At 33.1% G+C, this 18778-nt stretch carries 20 protein-coding genes and 4 pseudogenes; 7 read left to right on the top strand and 17 right to left on the bottom strand.

Annotated features, from left to right (window positions below; all coding sequences use genetic code 11):
• Positions 1-42: 42 nt before the first annotated feature.
• The 3 genes and pseudogenes from CWS01_RS09395 to CWS01_RS23160 all read right to left on the bottom strand — a co-directional run bounded on the left by CWS01_RS09395 (position 43) and on the right by CWS01_RS23160 (position 1122).
• Positions 43-264: pseudogene (locus tag CWS01_RS09395) on the bottom strand (helix-turn-helix domain-containing protein).
• Positions 265-274: 10 nt separating this feature from the next.
• A pseudogene (locus CWS01_RS09390) lies at positions 275-757 on the bottom strand (DUF2975 domain-containing protein).
• Between the two features lie 239 nt (positions 758-996).
• Positions 997-1122 (bottom strand): hypothetical protein, encoded by a 126-nt coding sequence (locus tag CWS01_RS23160; RefSeq protein ID WP_268877062.1) that lies wholly within the window; start codon positions 1120-1122, stop codon positions 997-999.
• 333 nt (positions 1123-1455) lie between these two features.
• Between CWS01_RS23160 and CWS01_RS22640 the strand changes: the two genes are divergently transcribed.
• Positions 1456-1623 (top strand): hypothetical protein, encoded by a 168-nt coding sequence (locus CWS01_RS22640; RefSeq protein WP_168714375.1) that lies wholly within the window; start codon positions 1456-1458, stop codon positions 1621-1623.
• Between the two features lie 362 nt (positions 1624-1985).
• Here CWS01_RS22640 and CWS01_RS09385 read toward each other — a convergent pair whose 3' ends face one another.
• The 3 genes and pseudogenes from CWS01_RS09385 to CWS01_RS23460 all read right to left on the bottom strand — a co-directional run.
• Complete coding sequence (locus CWS01_RS09385) at positions 1986-2891, bottom strand: NAD(P)/FAD-dependent oxidoreductase (RefSeq protein ID WP_101176933.1); 906 nt, start codon at positions 2889-2891, stop codon at positions 1986-1988.
• A 76-nt stretch (positions 2892-2967) separates the two neighbouring features.
• Positions 2968-3399, bottom strand: coding sequence for an Rrf2 family transcriptional regulator (locus CWS01_RS09380; RefSeq protein ID WP_101176932.1), 432 nt, complete (start codon positions 3397-3399; stop codon positions 2968-2970).
• 499 nt (positions 3400-3898) lie between these two features.
• Positions 3899-4003: pseudogene (locus CWS01_RS23460) on the bottom strand (DUF3850 domain-containing protein); the annotation flags it as partial.
• 847 nt (positions 4004-4850) lie between these two features.
• On the opposite strand from CWS01_RS23460, the pseudogene CWS01_RS22930 reads away from it, so the two are divergent.
• Positions 4851-4916 (top strand): annotated as a pseudogene (locus CWS01_RS22930) (YjcZ family sporulation protein); the annotation flags it as partial.
• 625 nt (positions 4917-5541) lie between these two features.
• Here CWS01_RS22930 and CWS01_RS09365 read toward each other — a convergent pair.
• On the bottom strand, positions 5542-5808 hold the full coding sequence (locus CWS01_RS09365; protein WP_101176930.1) for a hypothetical protein: 267 nt from the start codon (positions 5806-5808) through the stop codon (positions 5542-5544).
• 207 nt (positions 5809-6015) lie between these two features.
• Here CWS01_RS09365 and CWS01_RS09360 point away from each other — a divergent pair, with 207 nt between their 5' ends.
• Positions 6016-6243, top strand: coding sequence for a hypothetical protein (locus tag CWS01_RS09360; protein ID WP_101176929.1), 228 nt, complete (start codon positions 6016-6018; stop codon positions 6241-6243).
• 9 nt (positions 6244-6252) lie between these two features.
• Here CWS01_RS09360 and CWS01_RS09355 read toward each other — a convergent pair whose 3' ends face one another.
• Positions 6253-6516: a SprT family zinc-dependent metalloprotease gene (locus CWS01_RS09355; protein ID WP_101176928.1), complete on the bottom strand. Its 264-nt coding sequence runs from the start codon at positions 6514-6516 to the stop codon at positions 6253-6255.
• Positions 6517-7213: 697 nt separating this feature from the next.
• Between CWS01_RS09355 and CWS01_RS09350 the strand changes: the two genes are divergently transcribed.
• Positions 7214-7471, top strand: a complete 258-nt coding sequence (locus CWS01_RS09350) for a tyrosine-type recombinase/integrase (protein ID WP_101176927.1) — start codon at positions 7214-7216, stop codon at positions 7469-7471.
• Between the two features lie 295 nt (positions 7472-7766).
• Here the strand turns inward: CWS01_RS09350 and CWS01_RS09340 are convergent, their stop codons facing one another.
• From CWS01_RS09340 to CWS01_RS09325, 4 genes are all read right to left on the bottom strand, one after another.
• Entirely contained in the window at positions 7767-8357 is a 591-nt protein-coding gene (locus CWS01_RS09340; protein ID WP_101176925.1) for a hypothetical protein, read from the bottom strand.
• A complete protein-coding gene (locus CWS01_RS09335; protein WP_168714374.1) occupies positions 8357-8749 on the bottom strand; it encodes a hypothetical protein in 393 nt (130 codons plus the stop codon). The genes CWS01_RS09340 and CWS01_RS09335 overlap by 1 nt, the downstream gene beginning before the upstream one ends.
• Positions 8750-8889: 140 nt before the next feature.
• The gene (locus tag CWS01_RS09330) at positions 8890-9144 is read right to left on the bottom strand and encodes a hypothetical protein (protein WP_101176923.1); all 255 of its coding nucleotides are present in this window, start codon (positions 9142-9144) and stop codon (positions 8890-8892) included.
• Positions 9141-10001, bottom strand: coding sequence for a ParM/StbA family protein (locus CWS01_RS09325; protein WP_101176922.1), 861 nt, complete (start codon positions 9999-10001; stop codon positions 9141-9143). Before CWS01_RS09325 ends, CWS01_RS09330 begins: the two co-directional genes overlap by 4 nt.
• A gap of 200 nt (positions 10002-10201) precedes the next feature.
• Here CWS01_RS09325 and CWS01_RS09320 point away from each other — a divergent pair, with 200 nt between their 5' ends.
• The 3 genes from CWS01_RS09320 to CWS01_RS09305 all read left to right on the top strand — a co-directional run bounded on the left by CWS01_RS09320 (position 10202) and on the right by CWS01_RS09305 (position 11538).
• The gene (locus CWS01_RS09320) at positions 10202-10402 is read left to right on the top strand and encodes a helix-turn-helix transcriptional regulator (protein WP_101176921.1); all 201 of its coding nucleotides are present in this window, start codon (positions 10202-10204) and stop codon (positions 10400-10402) included.
• Positions 10403-10537: 135 nt separating this feature from the next.
• Positions 10538-10822, top strand: coding sequence for a hypothetical protein (locus CWS01_RS09315; protein ID WP_101176920.1), 285 nt, complete (start codon positions 10538-10540; stop codon positions 10820-10822).
• Positions 10823-11238: 416 nt separating this feature from the next.
• On the top strand, positions 11239-11538 hold the full coding sequence (locus CWS01_RS09305) for a hypothetical protein (protein ID WP_101176918.1): 300 nt from the start codon (positions 11239-11241) through the stop codon (positions 11536-11538).
• A gap of 43 nt (positions 11539-11581) precedes the next feature.
• On the opposite strand, the gene CWS01_RS09300 is transcribed toward CWS01_RS09305, so the two are convergent.
• The 5 genes from CWS01_RS09300 to CWS01_RS09280 all read right to left on the bottom strand — a co-directional run bounded on the left by CWS01_RS09300 (position 11582) and on the right by CWS01_RS09280 (position 18777).
• A complete protein-coding gene (locus tag CWS01_RS09300) occupies positions 11582-12559 on the bottom strand; it encodes a glycoside hydrolase domain-containing protein (RefSeq protein ID WP_101176917.1) in 978 nt (325 codons plus the stop codon).
• A gap of 61 nt (positions 12560-12620) precedes the next feature.
• Complete coding sequence (locus CWS01_RS09295) at positions 12621-12998, bottom strand: phage holin family protein (protein WP_101176916.1); 378 nt, start codon at positions 12996-12998, stop codon at positions 12621-12623.
• Between the two features lie 84 nt (positions 12999-13082).
• Positions 13083-13382 (bottom strand): hypothetical protein, encoded by a 300-nt coding sequence (locus tag CWS01_RS09290; RefSeq protein ID WP_101176915.1) that lies wholly within the window; start codon positions 13380-13382, stop codon positions 13083-13085.
• Positions 13383-13424: 42 nt separating this feature from the next.
• A complete protein-coding gene (locus CWS01_RS09285; RefSeq protein ID WP_101176914.1) occupies positions 13425-16394 on the bottom strand; it encodes a hypothetical protein in 2970 nt (989 codons plus the stop codon).
• A gap of 46 nt (positions 16395-16440) precedes the next feature.
• On the bottom strand, positions 16441-18777 hold the full coding sequence (locus CWS01_RS09280) for a phage tail protein (RefSeq protein WP_101176913.1): 2337 nt from the start codon (positions 18775-18777) through the stop codon (positions 16441-16443).
• Position 18778: the final 1 nt, after the last annotated feature.

Raw genomic sequence — 18778 nt, 5'->3', positions numbered from 1 at the left:
CTCCTTTTATGAATTTGATTCATTGAAATATTCCCACTTTATTTAATCTTGCGTGTCTTCATCAATTTGATATTCTAAAATATCTCCAGGTTGACATTCTAAAGCCTTACAAATCGCCTCTAAAGTTGATAATCAAATCGCTTTTGCCTTTCCATTTTTCAATATAGAAAGGTTCGCCATTGTTATTCCAACCCTCTCCGAAAGTTTTGTTACGCTCATTTTCCTTTTAGCCAGCATCACATCAATATTGATTATTATTGCCATTGTTTTCACCTCAGACTATTAAATCATTCTCTGATTTTATATCGATGGCTTCTTGTAAAAGTCTTTGAAGAACAGCCGCAAAAACAACAATCACCATGGGAGCAAAAATCATGACCATTCCGATGATTATGAGACCCGGTGCGTCATCTACCTCCGCTATGATATAGACGAATGGTATAGCTAGCACATATAAGCCACTGATAATAATGGCACAGTTTTTGATTTTTTTTAGAGCTATTACAGATAATTCCGAGAAAGCTTGGTTCTTGTCAATATAGCTTAAAAGGTTAAAAGATTGATACAAAGCAAAGTAAAATGGGATAACTGAAACATACATAACTATTAAAATGCCATATACCACCTAAGCCAAATTTGAACCTCTTTCTGCTGCTTCATTTGCTATTTGAGGCAACAAAAATAGACACAAAGCAAGAACCGGAATGCCAATAAAAATAACAGCTACCTTTAAAAAGAGTGTTGAACTTCGTTCCATAAAAAGCACCTCATTTATTTATTCCCAATTTGAATTTAACACATATTTTATCGTTTAACAATAAATTTTTATTTATTTTTTATATTTTTTTATTGTTATACATATATTATTTTTAGACAAATATAAAAAGCATTCCTCGTCACAAAGAAATGCTCTATAAAACTTAAAACTATTCAATTTATACATTGTTCAACTAACAATCGAGTATCATATTTATCATGTTATTTGACATTAAAACCTTACAAGCTGTATTCATTTATTCCTCCTTGATACAAATAATCTAAAAATTGAGAAAAGTTTATAAGCCCATTACTTCTTCTTCGAATAATCTCTTGAAACTCACTTTCCGGTATTTTATTGCTCATGGGTACCTCCAAATAAAATTTTCTTTTTTACTTTCATTTCATAATTCTAACCCCCAGTATATTCAAGCACCTATTCAGAGCGTTTCTTATTTCGATATTCTTCCATCATTTTTTCTGTTTGGATAAATTTGATGTTGATCCACCTTGAGATTTTGATACCTTTCTCATCGGCATACTTTGCAAATTTATCATACATACTAATAAATATTGATGCACAATAGTCTACTTCTATACACATCTACTCCTATATTCACTTAAAAAATAACATTTATAGGAACTTAATCGAATCTAATTCGTATACATGATATACATACAGAAATGGGAGGTTTTGAAATGAATGCCAATGTTTTTTCCCTCTTACCGTTTTTATTGATGGTTTTTATTTATTTGATCCCAGTAGCACTGATTATATTTGCTGTCCTAAAGTTCTATAAATTACTAAAAGAAAAAAATGAAATTCTTAGAGAAATAGCAACTAAACTAGAAATTCGTAATAAGTGAAAGAGCAATTATACTTTTTTCTTTTACTTTAGAAACTTACTTTTTTAATCTTAGTTATTAGCATTTCTGAATTTGTTGGAATTAAGAATATAATTTATGTTTTTCATACTACAATGAAGGATTAATCAATATGCCCAGTTTAAGATGGAGCATAATTTTCCTGTGGGCAAATAAATTAATTCTTTTATTCTATAGCAGGTTTTGAAGGAGCCGTATTAAAGACTTTTACACTCTGTAATCAACACAAAAATTTTTTATATGTTTTAAAATAAGGGCTATCTAAAATGTTTGCTTCCTATAGCAGGTAAAGAATAGTTTTGCATAGTCCTTTTTCAGTACATCAGCAGCAGAAAACTAAAGCATCAAGCATTAAAATCTTCGTTCACTAAGTCTCCTACCACTCCCATAGCCGCTCTACTGCCCTCGCTTGCAGCAATTATGAGTTGAGCAGGCGCTATCACAGCATTATCTCCACCCGCATAAACTCCTTCAATATTGGTTCGCCCCATATTATCCGTTTCAATTCCGCCTATTTTATTCATCATACAACCTAAAGCTTGCGCCAATGAAGATGCTTGCTTCAGCTCCGTTGTGACAAAGCCGCCTTTCCTTTCTATTTCTTTCCCATTCTTAAACTTAATTGTTTGCAAGTGGCCATTGTCACCTTGTAAAGCTTCTATTTCCCCTTCGATAACCTGTATATTTTTTTTAGTAAATAATTGCTTTTGCTCATCAGTGAAAATATTTTTCCCATTTGTACAAACAACAAGGTCTTTACTCCAATTAAAAATCATTTTTGCCATATGAAAAGCACGCTCATCTTCTGAAATCACTACTAATGGACGGTCCTTTAATTCCCATCCATCACAAAAGGGGCAGCTAAACAAACTCGTACCATAAAAATGATGAATTCCTTCTATACGAGGCATAACATCTCTAAGACCTGTAGATAAAATGATCTTTCGAGATTGATAAGAATGCCCCTTCTCTGTATGAATAATGAAAAATTGATTTTCTTTTTTTATATCTATTACCCGATGATTGTAAATGGATATATTCGGGTATTTTTTAAAATCTTCTTTAGCAATTCGTTTAAATTCTGAAGGTTTGATGCCATCTCTGGTTATAAAACCGTGAGATTCATATGTGACAGCATTTCTCGGCTTATCTTCATCAAACAGAATGATATTCTTTTTTGCTCTTCCCAGGACAAGAGAAGCATTTAAGCCTGATGGACCTCCGCCAATAACTACACAATCTAATACCAAGTTATCTTCCTCCTAAAATAAAATATATTAAAGACTCTTAATATCTATAATTTAATTAAAAAAGAAAGGTGTATGACTACCGTTTCTTATAGATGTTTTTTTTCTTTTCGATTTCTTTTGCGATATCCTTAAGATATTTTTCAGCTAATTCATCCCTCATCTTTCTTTCGGCATCTAGCATTACATTTTCAATTAAGCATTCTCCACTTTTTTCCTCTTCATGTTCCAATGAACAACTAAATAAGTTGGTTTTCCCTTCAATAGCATATATAACATCTAAAAAAGAAATATCATGTGAATGCTTTACGATACTATAGCCGCCCTTCACACCTGGAGTTGATTCAATCAACCCTGCTTTAACAAGTTTGGTTAAAATCTTCGAAAGATATGTTGAGGAGAGGTCTTGAATTTTAGCTAATTGCTCTACTCCAACAGCCTTTCCCTTTTCTGTTAAAGTTAAATATACCATTGTGTGCAAAGCGTAATTCGTAGCTCTAGAATATTTCATTGTTGTTCTCCTTGTAAATATATTAAAGATCTTTAATGTCTATAATTGATTTTACAAGAACATAAAATAAATCACAAGTTATTTATATTGATTAATCGTAATTCAAATATACAGAGAAGTAATTCTATATCTTTAATATAAAGAGAATACAAATAAGTTATTTGTTACAATTGGATTATTGGTTTCTGTGATAATCGGTTTGGTAATACGTTTTATTGCAAAAAAGTGATCTCTTAGCTTTAGCGATTGTTTGAAAAGAAAAGTAAATGAATTTCCTTCTTCATCATAGCACTTAGGAAGACTATGAAAGACATGATCACCTTGCCTTCAATAAAATAATGTTCTTCTTCAAAAAAGTCAGTCCATTTAATATGTTTTTACCTTCCGTTAAATCGCCTATCCTCATCACAACATATCCATCTTGCTGAGCAAAGTCTGTTATATAGATAATCTTTTTATCTAAGAATCTTCCAGTAAAGCCTTTGTCCGGTACATACTCTTAAAGGAATAACATGTCCCTAACCTGATAATCACGATCATTTTTTCTTGCTTCAAACAGCTTTCTACCGTCTGCAACTGCAGCAAAGTATTCTGGCCATAACTTTAATTTGTGGACATTAGAAAACTGCTTTCCCTCCTAATCAACTGAACTATCATTTTGTTTCTTAAGTTAACGAATCACTAAAACGGATTGGAATAAGAGTCCTATACCAAGAGAAAGAATATATACTAATAAATATGAAACAGGATATTGTGAGTTAAAAACTTTAGATACTATCCAATTTAAACTAATACACGAATCAGAATTAACACGTTTAAGTTAAAGAGCTATAATATACAATCATATTTTTAACTGATTTCACTAAAAATTCATAAGTTACATAAGAACTTACCTCTCAATTCTCATACTTGCCTTATGGAAAAATTGCACCCCAGTATCCCTTTCCTCCTTTCTGATTGAATACTGGGCTTTTTGCTGCAACTTTTTTTCGAACTGTGACATAGACTTATTTTTAATATCTATTAAACTGATGATTTTGTATAATATTGTTAAATAAAGTAAATTTAAGTAAATAATAAATTTGAAATATTTTATAAAATTATTTTATTGGTGCTCTTAGTCGTTACTGCAATAATTCTTGTATACATAGCAAAGGGACTATCTGATATTTCACCAAGGATTTTCGATTTAACAGACATTTTAAGTATTATGGGTGCAATTAGTGGATAACTAATTCTATCTTTTTTTTTATCTGTTACTTCACAGTTGTTATCAAAGATTCATATAGATACACTTTTCCCCCCTCTTTCATGAATCAGTTCCTTGCCTTTTGTAATTTCTAATGTATCTTTGTCCAATTCAAAAACAAAAGACAAGCATAAAATGTTATTAATCCAATTAAAGGGGTGACACGTTTAGGTCATGTTATGAAAATGGCGGAGGGTCCGACATGGGCTTTGCTTTAATTGTTGTTTTATTTATTTTGTTGATCATCGTAGGTGCATCCTTTTTGGAAATTAACTTCTCCTGTAACAATAATTTTTATTTAAGTCAATTTTATGGAAGCGTTAATCAAAAGTGCTTCCTTTGTTTTCTTCTATAAAGCATTTAAAACAATCTATGCATAGCAGCTTTATAATTAATTAACCAAATACATCTTCTACATCAGCGAGCATCCCTTTGAGTTAGATGAACAGTACCCAACTCTTTGGATTTTCTAGTGTAAAATTCGATTCAGTGAATATCCTTTATTAAGTGCAGCTCCCTCCCCCCTAAACTTCATTACTCCTTTGTTTGCTAATTTTCATATGAAAATTATTTACTTAGTTTCCTTAAAAATGTAAACTTGGATAGATTACAAATATTTTGGGGGCAATATGTCAACAAGTTCATGGGTAACTGTCATGCCAATATTAGGCTTACTTACATACTTAGTTCCTATAGTCTTAACAATCTATACTATAGTTAAATTTTATAAGCTCTTTAAGGAAAAGAATAAAATTCTTAAGGAGCTATCAATGAAACTAGATAAGTTAGATAAGTGAAAGAGCAACTATGCTCTTTCTTTTCATTTGGAAACTTAATAATCCTAGAATTTTAATCATTATCAATCCTCCCGTCCACTGCATCATAGTTGTCTACTAGTTAACAGACAAGAATTCTCGCTTTTTAGAAAGCTCTTCAAACCATGCTTTATCGTTAGTGTTCACTACTAGATGCATAAGAAAGTGGATCTCTTCTTTGCTGTATTTCTTAACAATAGGTGCTGAGGTTAACTTTTCTCTCCATATAACTCTTGTATTTAATTCCGTTCCATATCCAATTCTTTTATAGAGCGTTTTAATTTTCACTTTAACTTCGTTCATATCTGTAATAAAGCCAGTTGAGATTCTGGAGTTAATACCCAATCACCTATTTGCATACCAACAGCTCCTATTCTCTATATTTAACACGATCTATGCATACAACCTTATAATTTATCATCAACCGAATACATCTTCTGCGCTAGCGAGCATCCCGCTTTATTTATGTCCTTACCTATTTTGTAAAAGACAAGCTCCAATAATTTATGAAGCACATAAAATATGAAAAACTTATTAAGGACGTGTTATTAAATGGGGGCAATTATTACAGGATTAAATGGGGCTATTTATCAAGATTTTCCACATCCAATGTATGGGGCATGGAATCAAATGCTCATTGGAGAACCGCCTTATTACTATGGTATTGGAGGCTATCAACTAAATATTCAACCTAGACCACCAGGCAACCAATACTACTTTCCTTATATGGGGCCGAATGTACCTATTAGTATTAGATACGACCTTCGACCATTTTATTAATAATCAAAATTACTCTTGTGTTTTCTCAAACTTTTCTAATGCTTTTTGTGCTGCTTTCGTTTCCCTTATGGAAACACCAACTTTATAACATTCTTCAATAAAATTTAGATTTTCGTCATTATATGGTTGACCTGTTGTATGAAGATGACAATAAACCATTTCATGTAACAAAGTATCGAAAACATCTTCCCTAGCACTTGATTGATTAACTACTTCACTCATCTCTATAACAGGTTTTCTAAATCCATCCAGATATATCCGATAAGCTCCCAATCGTCTTTTCCAATTTCTTTTATATAAGATAATTGCTAGATCAAATTCTCTATTCCAAAACTTTGCTGCTTTTCTATGAGCAAATGCATACAGTTCATTTAAGGTGAGGACATTCTAGTTCACCCTCTCCTCCGAAAATATTTAACTGCTTCACCAAATGTCCCCTTTCTATGAAACTTAATAATTCTTTTGTTTTTCAACTAAAACTTTTCATCTTTTATAGACTCGAGAATATATTAGTAATTGCAGATTCTCATTTTATTTTGAAACGGGGAATGCTTAATGGGAATTTTTTCAATATAAGTTCTTGTTAATATAATTTCAGGTATTATTTCCCCAGAATATATATTTTCAAAAGACATTCCTTTTGGTTAATCCATTGGTATAAGCGGGTGTTTTTTGATATAAGCAAAACGTTCTTCTTCTGTTATGTACCAAACAAACGGTTACTTTTCCGATCGTAAATAATCCTCCTAGCTATAACTTTAATCATTCATTGTTACACTAAGTTTAGCGCCAATAACTATTTCGAATCTCTTTGCCTTTTGTACTCCTTCTTGAATAAAATTGTATTAAATAACCCGAATACAGTATGTTTTGATTTTTGCACAAACACTTCCCAAACCATTAGCATTCTCCTTCTAATCCAGCAATTATCCAATCTATACATACTTGTATCAACTATTCCCTATAATTAATTGGTACAAGCTTTTATTTATACTTCTTTTATAGATTTAGTAACTTAAATAAGCTCGCTTTCCCTGAACTGCGACATACTCATGCTGTTTTGCTATTAGAATCAGGAGCAAGTATGAAATTTATTCAAGATCGACTAGGTCATGGCTGCATCACGATTACTTGGAATGTTTATTCTCATGTAAGTAAAAAAATTAATTATGAGTCTATACAAGATTTGGACGATTATATTTCCACGATATTTTTAAAATTTTTATAGGTGAATTTTGGGTGAAAATTTTAAATTGTAAATTCTTCACTTTCACCCACAATAGAAAAAAAGCCCTGACGTTTACAGCGCCAAGGCTTCTCTTTATTAAAACATTTCCATGTATTAATCTCTTTCCCATGGATGGACTTGCGTGCGGAACATGTCTTTTTTTCTTACTCATTATCATAATTTTTATGAATCCCTTGATATACAACAATTTTCAAAATAGAATTTTTCACTTTTGTTCATACCTTTTCATCAAAAGGGGGCAAAAAAGGGGCAAGATTGGGGGCACTCCTCACAATTAAATATATTGCATTATCTTTTCAATTGGATTTTTTATCAATCCTTTACGATAGTCATCGATAAAATTACTATAGGTTATTTCTAATATATTTTCTAATGTAAATTGGTGCTCTTGATAAATGTCCAACATATCTCTTAAGATAAATTCCCCTTTGAGTGCTTGCTGGTGCGATAGGATTACTTTTACTTTTTGAAATCCCCTTTGTTCTTCAAATAAAACCCCTTTATAAATTTCCTCTGTTTGAAATGGCTTTATAATAGAAGGAGAAAGATCTCTGATCGTTAGTTTTTTATAAACTTCATGTAGATTATTTTTCTTTTTAAAGTGCTCCAAAAAGTCTTCATATAGTATCTTCGCAAGATCTTTTGTTTCAAATTTTCTTTCTAGCTCTTCTGAAATATCCTCGCAAAAAGAAACAGAACGAAGAAATAAATATTCTGGTACATAAAAAGTGAATGTGTGCTTCGGATTCCGCGGGCAAAAGAAACTATTCGTTATTCTCTCCCAGAATCCTGCTGCCTCTAATCCTTTTCTATTTTCTAAAATCCCCTTCTCTTTTCCAATGATATCTAATGCGCTAAAAATCATTAAATACCACCCCTGTTGTCATGTGTTTTAATACCTGATATGCGTTCAATATATGTTTTAACAATACGATGTATAATTTCTCTATAAGTTACATCCAGTTCATCTGACATCGATTCAATCATTTCAAAAAATACTTTTTCTAATTTCACATGCACAAAGCTTCCAGTATCATCATAAAAATGCTTCTCCGTATATTCATGCGTTTTGGCCAATTCATGTTTCACTAGCATGGCAACAAATGGCGTTAACTTTAAATTATATTTGCGTGCTTCTCTTTTCAGCAACAGCTTATCCTCGGCGCTTAATTTTATCTTGGTATCTATCTTTCTATCACATCGTTCTTTTCGTATTTTTTTCGGTGGGGAAGAGTTAACTTTTCTTGGTTGAGCCACAACATCTTTTCTCCCAAAGATCGTGCTGCTGTTATCCAAAGGTCCTCTCTCCTTTCAAAATTGCCCTCTTTTTATAAAATAGCTTAGGGTTTTGGGGTCTTAGGGTTTCCGGGTTCAATAGAAAATGAGAAGGAGGGAGGCTATATGAAACTGGAAATGTCCTCTTCCTCTATTTCCTCCTCTATAGGGACAGGATAAAAAGAAACTGTCATTACGCCTTCCTTATCCCTTTGTAAAAGCCGCTTTAAATGGTGACTATGTTTGTACTGCCATAAATGTTCCAGCAACCCTAACTCAAAATCATCGGTAAATTTAAAAGACACACTAATTACAATGCGGTCCTTTCCTTGTGCTTTTTTCTCTTCTATTACTGCAACCAAATCCTTTTTACTCATTTGTATATCCTCTTTGCCAGTTCAAAACCGCCAACTGCATTTGCATATACCGGATGTAATAGCGTTATTTTTGCTTTTTGCTTGTATTTTGGAATGAGCATTTTAGTATTCTGATAGTATTCTTTAAATGAATTATCAAACTTTTCCGCAATCCCTCCGCATACGTGAACCATCGTTTTCCTATTCCATTTCAATTTTGTTAAATTAACAGCGACCCCGCGAGCTAAGGAATCATAATTATCCTTTTGGCTTATGGTATCCGTGCCAAAATTGAACGTATCCGACGATCTATTAATATGCTTCCTATCTCTTATCTCAGCTGCATTTACCGTACCGCTTCCAATATCAACAATTAAAGCATCGTCGCCTAAATCTGCTGCCCAATATGCCATGCTGCCCTCTGCCCCAACTTTAACATCCTGGATGATTATTTCTTTTTGCTCTCCATTAATTCCAAAAACATGACGGCCGCCCAACATATCTTGGATTTTTTCCTTTTCTTCTTTTACATGACCTTTTATCGGCTGTCCAGTTACTATGTACAATTCCTTTGTCCCTGGGCAAAATTTTTCTACATATCTATGAACACTGATTAATGCACGTATTTTCATATCTCCATGCGCTTTACTATCTCCATAAATGGAAGATCCACCAAATTCATTCTCATACTCTGCAATTGGTCCTGCAAAGCCTCTTTTACCATCGATCTCAAATTCGAGATCATCTTCACTAAATTTCTCATCAATATTACGCTCAAACCAATCACAAATGTTTGTTTTAAAGTAATCATATCCATGCCATCCAACAGTTTTCCCTCCATTATTTCCGCAATCTAGCATTAAAATTTCTTTTGCCATGTTAACTCCTCCAGTATTTTATTACCACAGTAATAAATCTCATATCTGTTTTAGTTTTTATTACCGCTGTAATAAATAGCTATGGGTTTTCAGCACAAAATATTACAGTTTATCCAAAAATAATTATGCAATTTATCAAAATTAAATTGTGAAAGGATTTAAAATAGATTAGTGGAATTAGTATTAAAAGGGTGATATAGATGATAATAAGTAAAATTGGAAAAGCAATCGATGAATCTCCTTATAAAAGAGAATACATAAGAAAAGAATTCAAAAAATCTCGTAACACCATTTCCAATTGGTGTACAGGAAAAAGTTATCCCTCTGTACCTGAATTATTTAAGTTGGCTGCATTACTAGAAAAGAGAATTGAAGATTTATATGAGTGGAATGAAGAGTAAATGAATCGAAAGATACATTTACTCTTGTCGAAAACCGACTAATTTTGTCGAATCTATAGTATTTCTTTCACATTTTAGATAATATATAACTTGCTATTTATTTACAGTTATTATCTATATTTTGGGGGAATTTTCTTGGCAAAAGTAAGACTTAAAAACACTGTTGGAGTTGTGAAAGAGTTAAAAGTTGGTTTTTCATGGACAACTTTCTTTTTTGGTGGTTGGGTAGCAATGTTTAGAGGACAATGGGGAGAAGTAGCAAAGTGGTTCTTCTTAAATCCAATAACTCTAGGTATTTGGGGTTTAGCTCAATGTTGGACAACTAATAAAAAAACAGTTATTAGTTACATCGAAAAAGGTTATGAACCATCTTCTGAAACAGATAAACAATTATTAGTAACTAGATCTATAATTGCTTAAACAAAAAGCCCTTCTCAAACGAGTTGGGCTTTTGCTAATTGCTGTTGCTGAGTGGGCTGTGGAAAACATTGTGGGTGCCTTTCTAAGATGTTTTGAAACGTTCCGGAGTCTTTGATTGTAAGTAATGGTTGACAATGCGAGTGGGTCAGCGTATGCATGATGTCCATATTCACATTATCTTTTAGAAAAAAATACTCACGACAATGTGGGCAGCGTATTAATCCATCGTAATAATTGAGCCTTCTTTTTAACTTAATTGATAACACCTAATCCCTCCATTCTTACTAGGAAAGATTCTTTTCATTAGGTCCATATTCCTGTTAGTTCACAAAAAGTTCTTACTTTTCATCCATCAATACTAAGACTTATCGAATGAATTTTTTTGTTTGATGCATACTAGTTTTGAGGTGATTTTTTTGGATTTTCCTATTATCCATACAAACTTTTTGGACGCGGTTATCGCGGTTCCTATTGTTATGCTTATTACACAATTAATAAAGATTTTTTTTAAAATTCCTAAAAAATATGTTCCCACGATTGCCTTAATCCTAGCTTTATGCATATCTATTTTTATTAGTCATCGTCATAGTTTAGTTGCCGGTTTGTTTATGGGATGGTTTTATGGTTATGCAGCAATTGGCTCCTATGCCTCGTTAAAGACTACAATTACATCTTTCCTTATTAAACATAAAAAAATACCCCACTCCGAAGAGTAGGGCAGTGTGATAACTCATGCTGTACAACTAGTTTATACCCACCTTATTTTATGCGGATTTTTTGATTAGGGAAGATTAAATCAATATTTTCAATACTTGGATTTAACTTTTTAATAGCAGCAACTGTTGTTTTTGCGTCTTTTGCAATGCTGGTTACTGTTTCGTTTTTTTCAACAACATGGTATTTAATCGTTGCTGATTTAGCTGCAGACTTTTTATTTTCTGCTGGATTGATCCAAGAACCCGGCACTCCTTTTTTATTAGTTACGTTCACCATGCCTTTAGACTCGTTAAATACATAATAAACACCTTTCGCAACCGTGCCTTTTTTACTCTTTTTAGCTTTTGCATCGGCAGCATTAACATAAGCATTTACTGTTTTCACCACATCATAAGTGCTTACTTTAGTTGTTGCTTTTACTGCTGTTTTTGGTGCGGATACTGCTTTTTCCTCTGTCCAATGACCAGGAACCTTTTTAACATCGTTATGATCAATTTTAATACCGCCTGCCAGTACATCATTTTTAAATTGGTGCATATGAATGAAATCGGCTACTTTCCCACCGCTCCAAGCGTATGTTTGCCAGTAGTAATCAGCAAGACCTTTTACTGCAGTAATGGTGTTATAAGAGCCATACACCCCTAATTTATAGCCACTCAAAGTCTTTTTCACTGCTTTAAAATACTTCACAATGTTTTTCACATCTTTTGCTTGAGAAGAAAAGTCTACCGCAAAATAAATAGCTGTTCCTTTTGGTTGATCAACAGCTGCAGCATTTTTCATTGCTTCTTTTGCATCTGAAATCCCTTGCGCTTCGGTAAAATACGCACTGTAATTGGCTGATTTTTGATGAATACTAATTAATTTTAAACCTGCAGCTTGAATGGCTGCTGCTTCTGCTTTATCAAACGACTTCCAGCTATTCCCCAAGTAACGCGCCACATACTCAAAACCTAATGCTTTTAATGCTTTTGCTGTTTTTGCTGTTAATTTAGTTGCACAATCGAATCCTTTTGCCATGTGTAAACACACTCCTAATTTTTATTTTTTATATAAAAAAGAGCAACCGTTTTGGCCACTCTTACTTTCCTTTATTAAAAACTTTTAATTTTTCACTAACTGCTTCTGGTAAGTTAACATCAATTGCTTTTAAGTTTTCATCGATGCTGCCACCTTCCTTGTAAATAAATAGTGATAAAGCAAAGCCTGTTAGGAAAAAGTTAAGGCCCAATACCATATCAATAGTGAGGACAAAAACAATTCCAACTAGCTCGCCAATCCATCTAATAATGCCATCTCGCATAACACGGGAACTGTAATCTACAACGCCTTTCCAGGTCTTTAATAAACCCGATCCAAAATCTAAAACTTTAAATATAAAATAAACAGCCAACATTCCCTTAATTGCTTTAGGAAATACCTCCAGCAATTGAACATGCAAACCCATCATATCTAACATTTCTCATTCCCCCTTATTTTTGAGCAAAATAAAAGAGCCCTTACGGAAGGACTCCGATTTTATATTTATTTATAAAAAATACACCTACTCAATAAGTGGTGTTAGATTTTCTTCTAAAACATCAATAGCATCTGCAAATTCTTCTAATGTTTTTAGATATTCATATATTTGTTTGATAAAATTAGGCGAATCCTCTTCAACAGATGGTACAAATTGTCCCATTTTATAGTCTATTTGTGTTTGTTTACTTGAATCTTTATATATTGCATAATCAAACTGCAACAATTCTTCATTTCCATACAATTGCACAATCTTTAAATAAGCTTCTTCAAATACTAATGTTTCTCCATAGGCATCTATCGAATACTTTATTTGTAATGGCATTCTCCTACACCTTCTTTCTATAATTTTCACTTAAAAGATTGTTTATGAAATCCTGCATTCCCAATTAAATGTTCCTGTCCCTCCACTTGCTGATAAAACAGTAAAGGTGCTTTTATCTACTTGCGATACATATAAATCTGTTGTTGGTGAAGTTGCTGTAATTCTGATTTGTGGAATGCTATTACATGGGAATGGTAAGATTATTTGTTGTCCTGTTGCTCCTTTACCGCCTTGCTCATTATATAAAGGAAAAATGCTCCATGCCATGCCTGTTGAATTCCTTCTACCCATTAATAGATATCTTCCGTCAAGGATCGCACACCCTTCTGGTTCCCAATAGAATCCATCAGCTTGGTTGTTTTCATAATGGCGATATGCCTTTACTGTTTTAAATGTTCCGTTAGGAAGTAATTCAATTTCTAGCGTTTCTGCATTATCTACACAATAAAAAATTCTTCCGTTATACCATGCCATACCTTGAGAAACTCCATACTCTACCCCGGTAAATATTTTTTCTATTCTTGCTGTTCCGTTGTATTCCGTATCGCTTTTCCCAGATTGGAACACACCCCAATTTGTAATATTGGCAGCATCTCCGGATGCATTAGAAAGGTCCTCCGCCCCCATACCTAAGCGAACTCGGAAAATTCTATGCGGGATATCTTGTCCAGTCATGATGTAAATAATATTATCTCTCTCTCCCCAACAACCTATGAGGCCCGATCCACCTATTTCTCGTTTAATCGTTCCATCCTCATTTTCTTCAAAAAAATCGATACTCATAATCTTATCACCAGGATTATAAAAATCGATTAACTGTTTATTTTCTACAAAAGATAATGGATTTTTAATAAAGTGCATTGTGCCTTTTACGGTTGGGGCACTTTCGCCATTTCCAGTTATTAAAATATCATTTTTATGGTTATAATCCGCTGTTGCGCAATGTCCTAAATTGTGTTGTAATACATAATCAGTTTTTTCTTCAAAGGTATTTTTATCATAGCGATGGATAGCAGCAGTATTAGAATGATTATATAAACTCGCTCGGAATACCCAAATTTCCTCTCCTACAATGGTTAACCCTTGATCCGCAACTTTATTTGGAATGTTCCACACTCTACTTTCTGCTGTTACTGGTTTACCATCTTGTATATAGCCATTATTTACGAATGGAAGTAATTCGCCTTGTGTGATGATATTTTCACGATAATACGCTAATATGGAGAATTTCATCGGTCTAACATCATTATTTCCAGCGACTTTAACAATATTATTATCCCAATCCCAAATAAGTATTTGGTTATGCTCAAGAGTAAATTTATTATTATTCGTCAGGAATGTATATTGTTTTGCGTTCTGGCCATCATATCCAATCGCATACATAGTTACCATACCCATATCAACTAAACTTCCTGTAATTTTAATAGTTGTTAAATTACCAAAAACAATATGTGTATATGGTTTGGTAGGCATTTTTACTATATCAAACCAAGGCTTTAAATAACCATTTTGAATTTTACTGTTATATACAGAAGCTAATACTATATTTCTAGGATTTCTAGAAACATTGTTTCCTTGTACAACAAGTTTATTATCGTCAACATTCCAGATTAACATTTGATTTTGCCCTACATCGTAAGATACAGTAGTTGTATCTGTATAAACAGCCGTTTGTTTTCCTGTACTAGTTAATAAATAAAGATATTTAGGTGGTGTTATAGAAACTATACCGCCCGTTTTCACTGAAAATGTTGGCTCTGTTGTGCTTATTATACTGTAATTGGAAAGATCTTTATCCAGCGCCGCATGTGCTGGTAACCCATTAATTGTATATGGACAAGATATAGACATCAGTCCAGTAGAACTTCTCCCTGTTGCTAATAAAATATGATCATCCGTAATCCCGCTTGTTGAAGTAGAAGTCAACACTAAAAATGTTTTATCTTTCGTATTAAAGTACAATTTGAAAGTAGTACTGCTTGGCACGATCGGTGTTTTTAAATCTACCGTTGTTCCAGGAGGAATAGCGTACGACTCATTTCCCCAGACAATGGTTGGCTCTGCTCCTAATGTACTCTTGAAATCTAAAATCCCTGTCGAAACTTCGTAATTTGGAACACCATTTGTGTGAGAAGGTAGGATATATCCAATCTTTCCTAATTTCGTTTGTTTTTTATAAGTTACAGAACCATCCTCGGCTGGTATCACTCCTTTAACTGTATATGGACAACTTATTGCCATTCTTCCTGTTGTATTTCTTCCTGTTGCTATTATAATATCGTCTTCATTTAAACCTGTATTGGCATTAACATCTAGTGTTTTAAACTCTTTGGTAACCGTATTAAAATATAATTTGAATGTAGATGTTTGATTTTCTGGTTTTAAATTAACTGTTGTTCCAGGAGGAATTACATATGTTTCGTTGCCGTACACAATAGATGGTTCAGCACCAAGTGTACTTTTAAAGTCAAATATAAATGTTGATGGATCATAATCCGGTATACTGTTTGTTTGACTTGGCATAATAAAGCCGACTTTTCCTAATTTTGTTTGCTGCTTATATGTTACTGATCCATCTGCAATTCCTAAACTTTGATATTGAATAGTTTTTTTCCATGTATTACTTGTCCATTGATACAAGAAACCATCTGCCGTTACTAAGGCCAATTCTGTGCTGCCACTTGGGAAAGAAGATGTTAATTCCGCTAAAGTTGCTTTTACAATTTTCGGTGTACCCGTCATTTTTTGATTTACATAATTAATATCAGCTTTTTGTTGCTTTAAAGAATCCATTAGCGCATTAAATAGGCGTATTTTGTTGCCTAGAGATTTCTCACCATCTCTCGCATCCACGATTTCAAGATTAGCATCATTTGGTTCTGCTAAAATAGTATCTAATCGATTATTTGTATCCTTTATATCTGCAGCAACATCTTCAAAATTCTTATTTAAATCCACTCTAAAAACTGTATCGTATAAATCTTTTAAAACACGATAAGGCCATCTTGCCATTAATATTCACATCCTTTTGTAAAAAATAGGATGCTTGCTCAGCATCCTAAGTTATTTCTGAAAATGAAGGAGATAACGGCAAAGAATCTCCACCAATCATACCTACAATCCCTATATCAAAATTGTAATCATATAATCTGTTATTCTCGCAGGCTGTCGCAAAGAATGCCCAATTATGCGCCGACCCTTTTACAACTGGATTACGGAATACATTATTATGGGCGTTATCTAGCCTAATTGCAGAATACCCTTCATTTTCACATGTATTTTCTAATGTTAATTTTCCAAATTCAATATCATCAGAGTATTGCATATAAATGCCGCTCTTCCCTGTGTGGTCGCAGCTAAACTTATCGATGGAAGAATCGTATAAATATCTGGTCCACAAAGCATATCCGCCAATATCTTCTACATGAACATTTTGTACAGTTACACGTTTATAGGCAAGAAGAGATATAGCATTATCCACTATGTTTTTGAATTGACATCTTTCTATGACGATATCCGAACAATAAATGGACGGTAACCCGTTTTCAGCTGCAGGATAACCATGTGTACCAATTCCCCTTATCAAATTCTCAAAATTACAATCAATTATTCTAATATTTTGGCTAGTCGTGCTGTCATATCCACCGAAGCTTGGGAAAGAAACATCAGTTGCTACCTCGATTTGAATAGCTTCACAGTTCATATATTCTGAATCCAGATGATTTACATCATGAATATAGCAGCCATTAAACAAAACATTACTACAGCTGGCAACCTGAACAAAATGGCCATTTTGGTTATTTTTCATTTCTACACCAGTGAATGAAATGTTTTTTCCGTGACTTAGATCAAAAGCTGTTGTTCCTTTTTCTGCAGACAATGGATTTTCAAAAGCATTACAGTCAATGCAGCCGCCAACAAAATGAATATTTCCTTCTCCGTTATAACCCGTTGCATAATTGGCATTCCCTAGTTCGCCATTCACAAATACCTTATATCCTGAACCTAATCTCTTTATTGTTGCCTTGTTATGCATTCGAACAAAAGTATTGCTATATAACCGTAAATAACCACTCATGCCATAAATGCCTTCTGGAAAATACAAATAAACCGAACCGTTATCTCTCGCTAAATCAAAAAGAGATTGTAGTTTGGCCATTTCATTTGCACTGTTTCCACTGAGATTATAAGGTGGTTGCTTTACGTTTATTTCCGTAAAAGAATCATACATTTTAGATACTGCATAAGCTAAACTCTCTTGTGCCCAACTTGGCAAAATTGTAATATCACCAACAATATCACTAATGCTGTTTGCTTTACTTAGTGCACTTTTAACATTAGAACTGAGCGCAGTATCTTTTACTTTTTTAGTAGTTGTATCAATAACCGTACTAATTACCTTATTAGATTTATTGAAATTAGCAATTATCTTTTTAGCATCATTTTTTATTGCACCAAAAGTGTATACAGCATCTTTATACTTATTGGAATAATCCTCAATTTCCACTACTCGAATATAAACAAAAAGATCAAATGGATCTATAATACACCAGACGTAATCTCCTCGATTTACTTTCTTCCATCCCAATTCTTTGATTTCAGTGGCGGTCAATTTTATAAACATTTCAATACTATCTGTTAATGTGCTTTTACACTGTTCCAGAAGTGTATCATTATCACTTATTTGATCATCTCTAATAGGATCAGCATGTCTTATTCCATATACTGCAGCTAGTGGACTTGTATATTCCGTTTGTGCAACATAAGTGCCGTCTGAATATTTTTGTCCAAAAGCGCGTATATAAGTCTTTAAACTGCTTGTATCAATTTCCTTTTGAGGACCATCAATATTTAATAAATATCGAAATTGATAATCTGTTTTGTCTCCAACCTCTTTGCCAATATAAATATTTGTTCCTCTTACATCAAATTCGACACCAAACAAATCTTGAATTGTTTTAAATAAATTTTGTGTATTTCCATCTCCAAAATTCTCAACGGAAATTTCACTTTTTAGATCGGTAGTATCTACTATAAAAGAATAGCCGGTTCCTGCAGCTGCAAATTCCAATAACGAACTAATAGAGTATGTGCCTGTTATCTGCTCATAAATATAATTATGATTAAAATCCTCAAACATTTTATGAACAGCAGTACAATTAATGGATGTTGATTTGCCTACTGTTGATTCGGCATGTTGCTTTATAACATATTGGTCTTCTCCATACATAAGAATGTTTTCATTAATGACTAATGGGAAAGAGTGGAGATTATTTTCTGTTTTCGTGATTGAAACCGTAATTTGTTTCTTCCCATCTTCAGAAAATTTTCTTGCCACTTCATAATTTGTAAGCATTTCAATTTGGCCTGTTAAGCTTTTAATATATAAGTCCATA

It is taken from the genome of Niallia nealsonii, from assembly GCF_002835805.1.
In the GTDB taxonomy this organism is placed as follows: Bacteria; Bacillota; Bacilli; order Bacillales; family Cytobacillaceae; genus Niallia; species Niallia nealsonii.
Note: the sequence above shows the minus strand (reverse complement) of the source record. Positions and strands in the feature narration are given on the sequence as shown.

What these genes read in the sequence shown, in the direction of transcription:
- CWS01_RS09380 (WP_101176932.1), bottom strand. Translation starts at nt 3,399, where the DNA reads ATGAAATATTCTAGAGCTACGAATTACGCTTTGCACACAATGGTATAT.
- CWS01_RS09360 (WP_101176929.1), top strand. Translation starts at nt 6,016, where the DNA reads ATGGGGGCAATTATTACAGGATTAAATGGGGCTATTTATCAAGATTTT.
- CWS01_RS09290 (WP_101176915.1), bottom strand. Translation starts at nt 13,382, where the DNA reads ATGCCATTACAAATAAAGTATTCGATAGATGCCTATGGAGAAACATTA.
- CWS01_RS09340 (WP_101176925.1), bottom strand. Translation starts at nt 8,357, where the DNA reads ATGATTTTTAGCGCATTAGATATCATTGGAAAAGAGAAGGGGATTTTA.
- CWS01_RS09300 (WP_101176917.1), bottom strand. Translation starts at nt 12,559, where the DNA reads ATGGCAAAAGGATTCGATTGTGCAACTAAATTAACAGCAAAAACAGCA.
- CWS01_RS22640 (WP_168714375.1), top strand. Translation starts at nt 1,456, where the DNA reads ATGAATGCCAATGTTTTTTCCCTCTTACCGTTTTTATTGATGGTTTTT.
- CWS01_RS23160 (WP_268877062.1), bottom strand. Translation starts at nt 1,122, where the DNA reads ATGAGCAATAAAATACCGGAAAGTGAGTTTCAAGAGATTATTCGAAGA.
- CWS01_RS09330 (WP_101176923.1), bottom strand. Translation starts at nt 9,144, where the DNA reads ATGAGTAAAAAGGATTTGGTTGCAGTAATAGAAGAGAAAAAAGCACAA.
- CWS01_RS09320 (WP_101176921.1), top strand. Translation starts at nt 10,202, where the DNA reads ATGATAATAAGTAAAATTGGAAAAGCAATCGATGAATCTCCTTATAAA.
- CWS01_RS09285 (WP_101176914.1), bottom strand. Translation starts at nt 16,394, where the DNA reads ATGGCAAGATGGCCTTATCGTGTTTTAAAAGATTTATACGATACAGTT.
- CWS01_RS09325 (WP_101176922.1), bottom strand. Translation starts at nt 10,001, where the DNA reads ATGGCAAAAGAAATTTTAATGCTAGATTGCGGAAATAATGGAGGGAAA.
- CWS01_RS09280 (WP_101176913.1), bottom strand. Translation starts at nt 18,777, where the DNA reads ATGGACTTATATATTAAAAGCTTAACAGGCCAAATTGAAATGCTTACA.
- CWS01_RS09295 (WP_101176916.1), bottom strand. Translation starts at nt 12,998, where the DNA reads ATGTTAGATATGATGGGTTTGCATGTTCAATTGCTGGAGGTATTTCCT.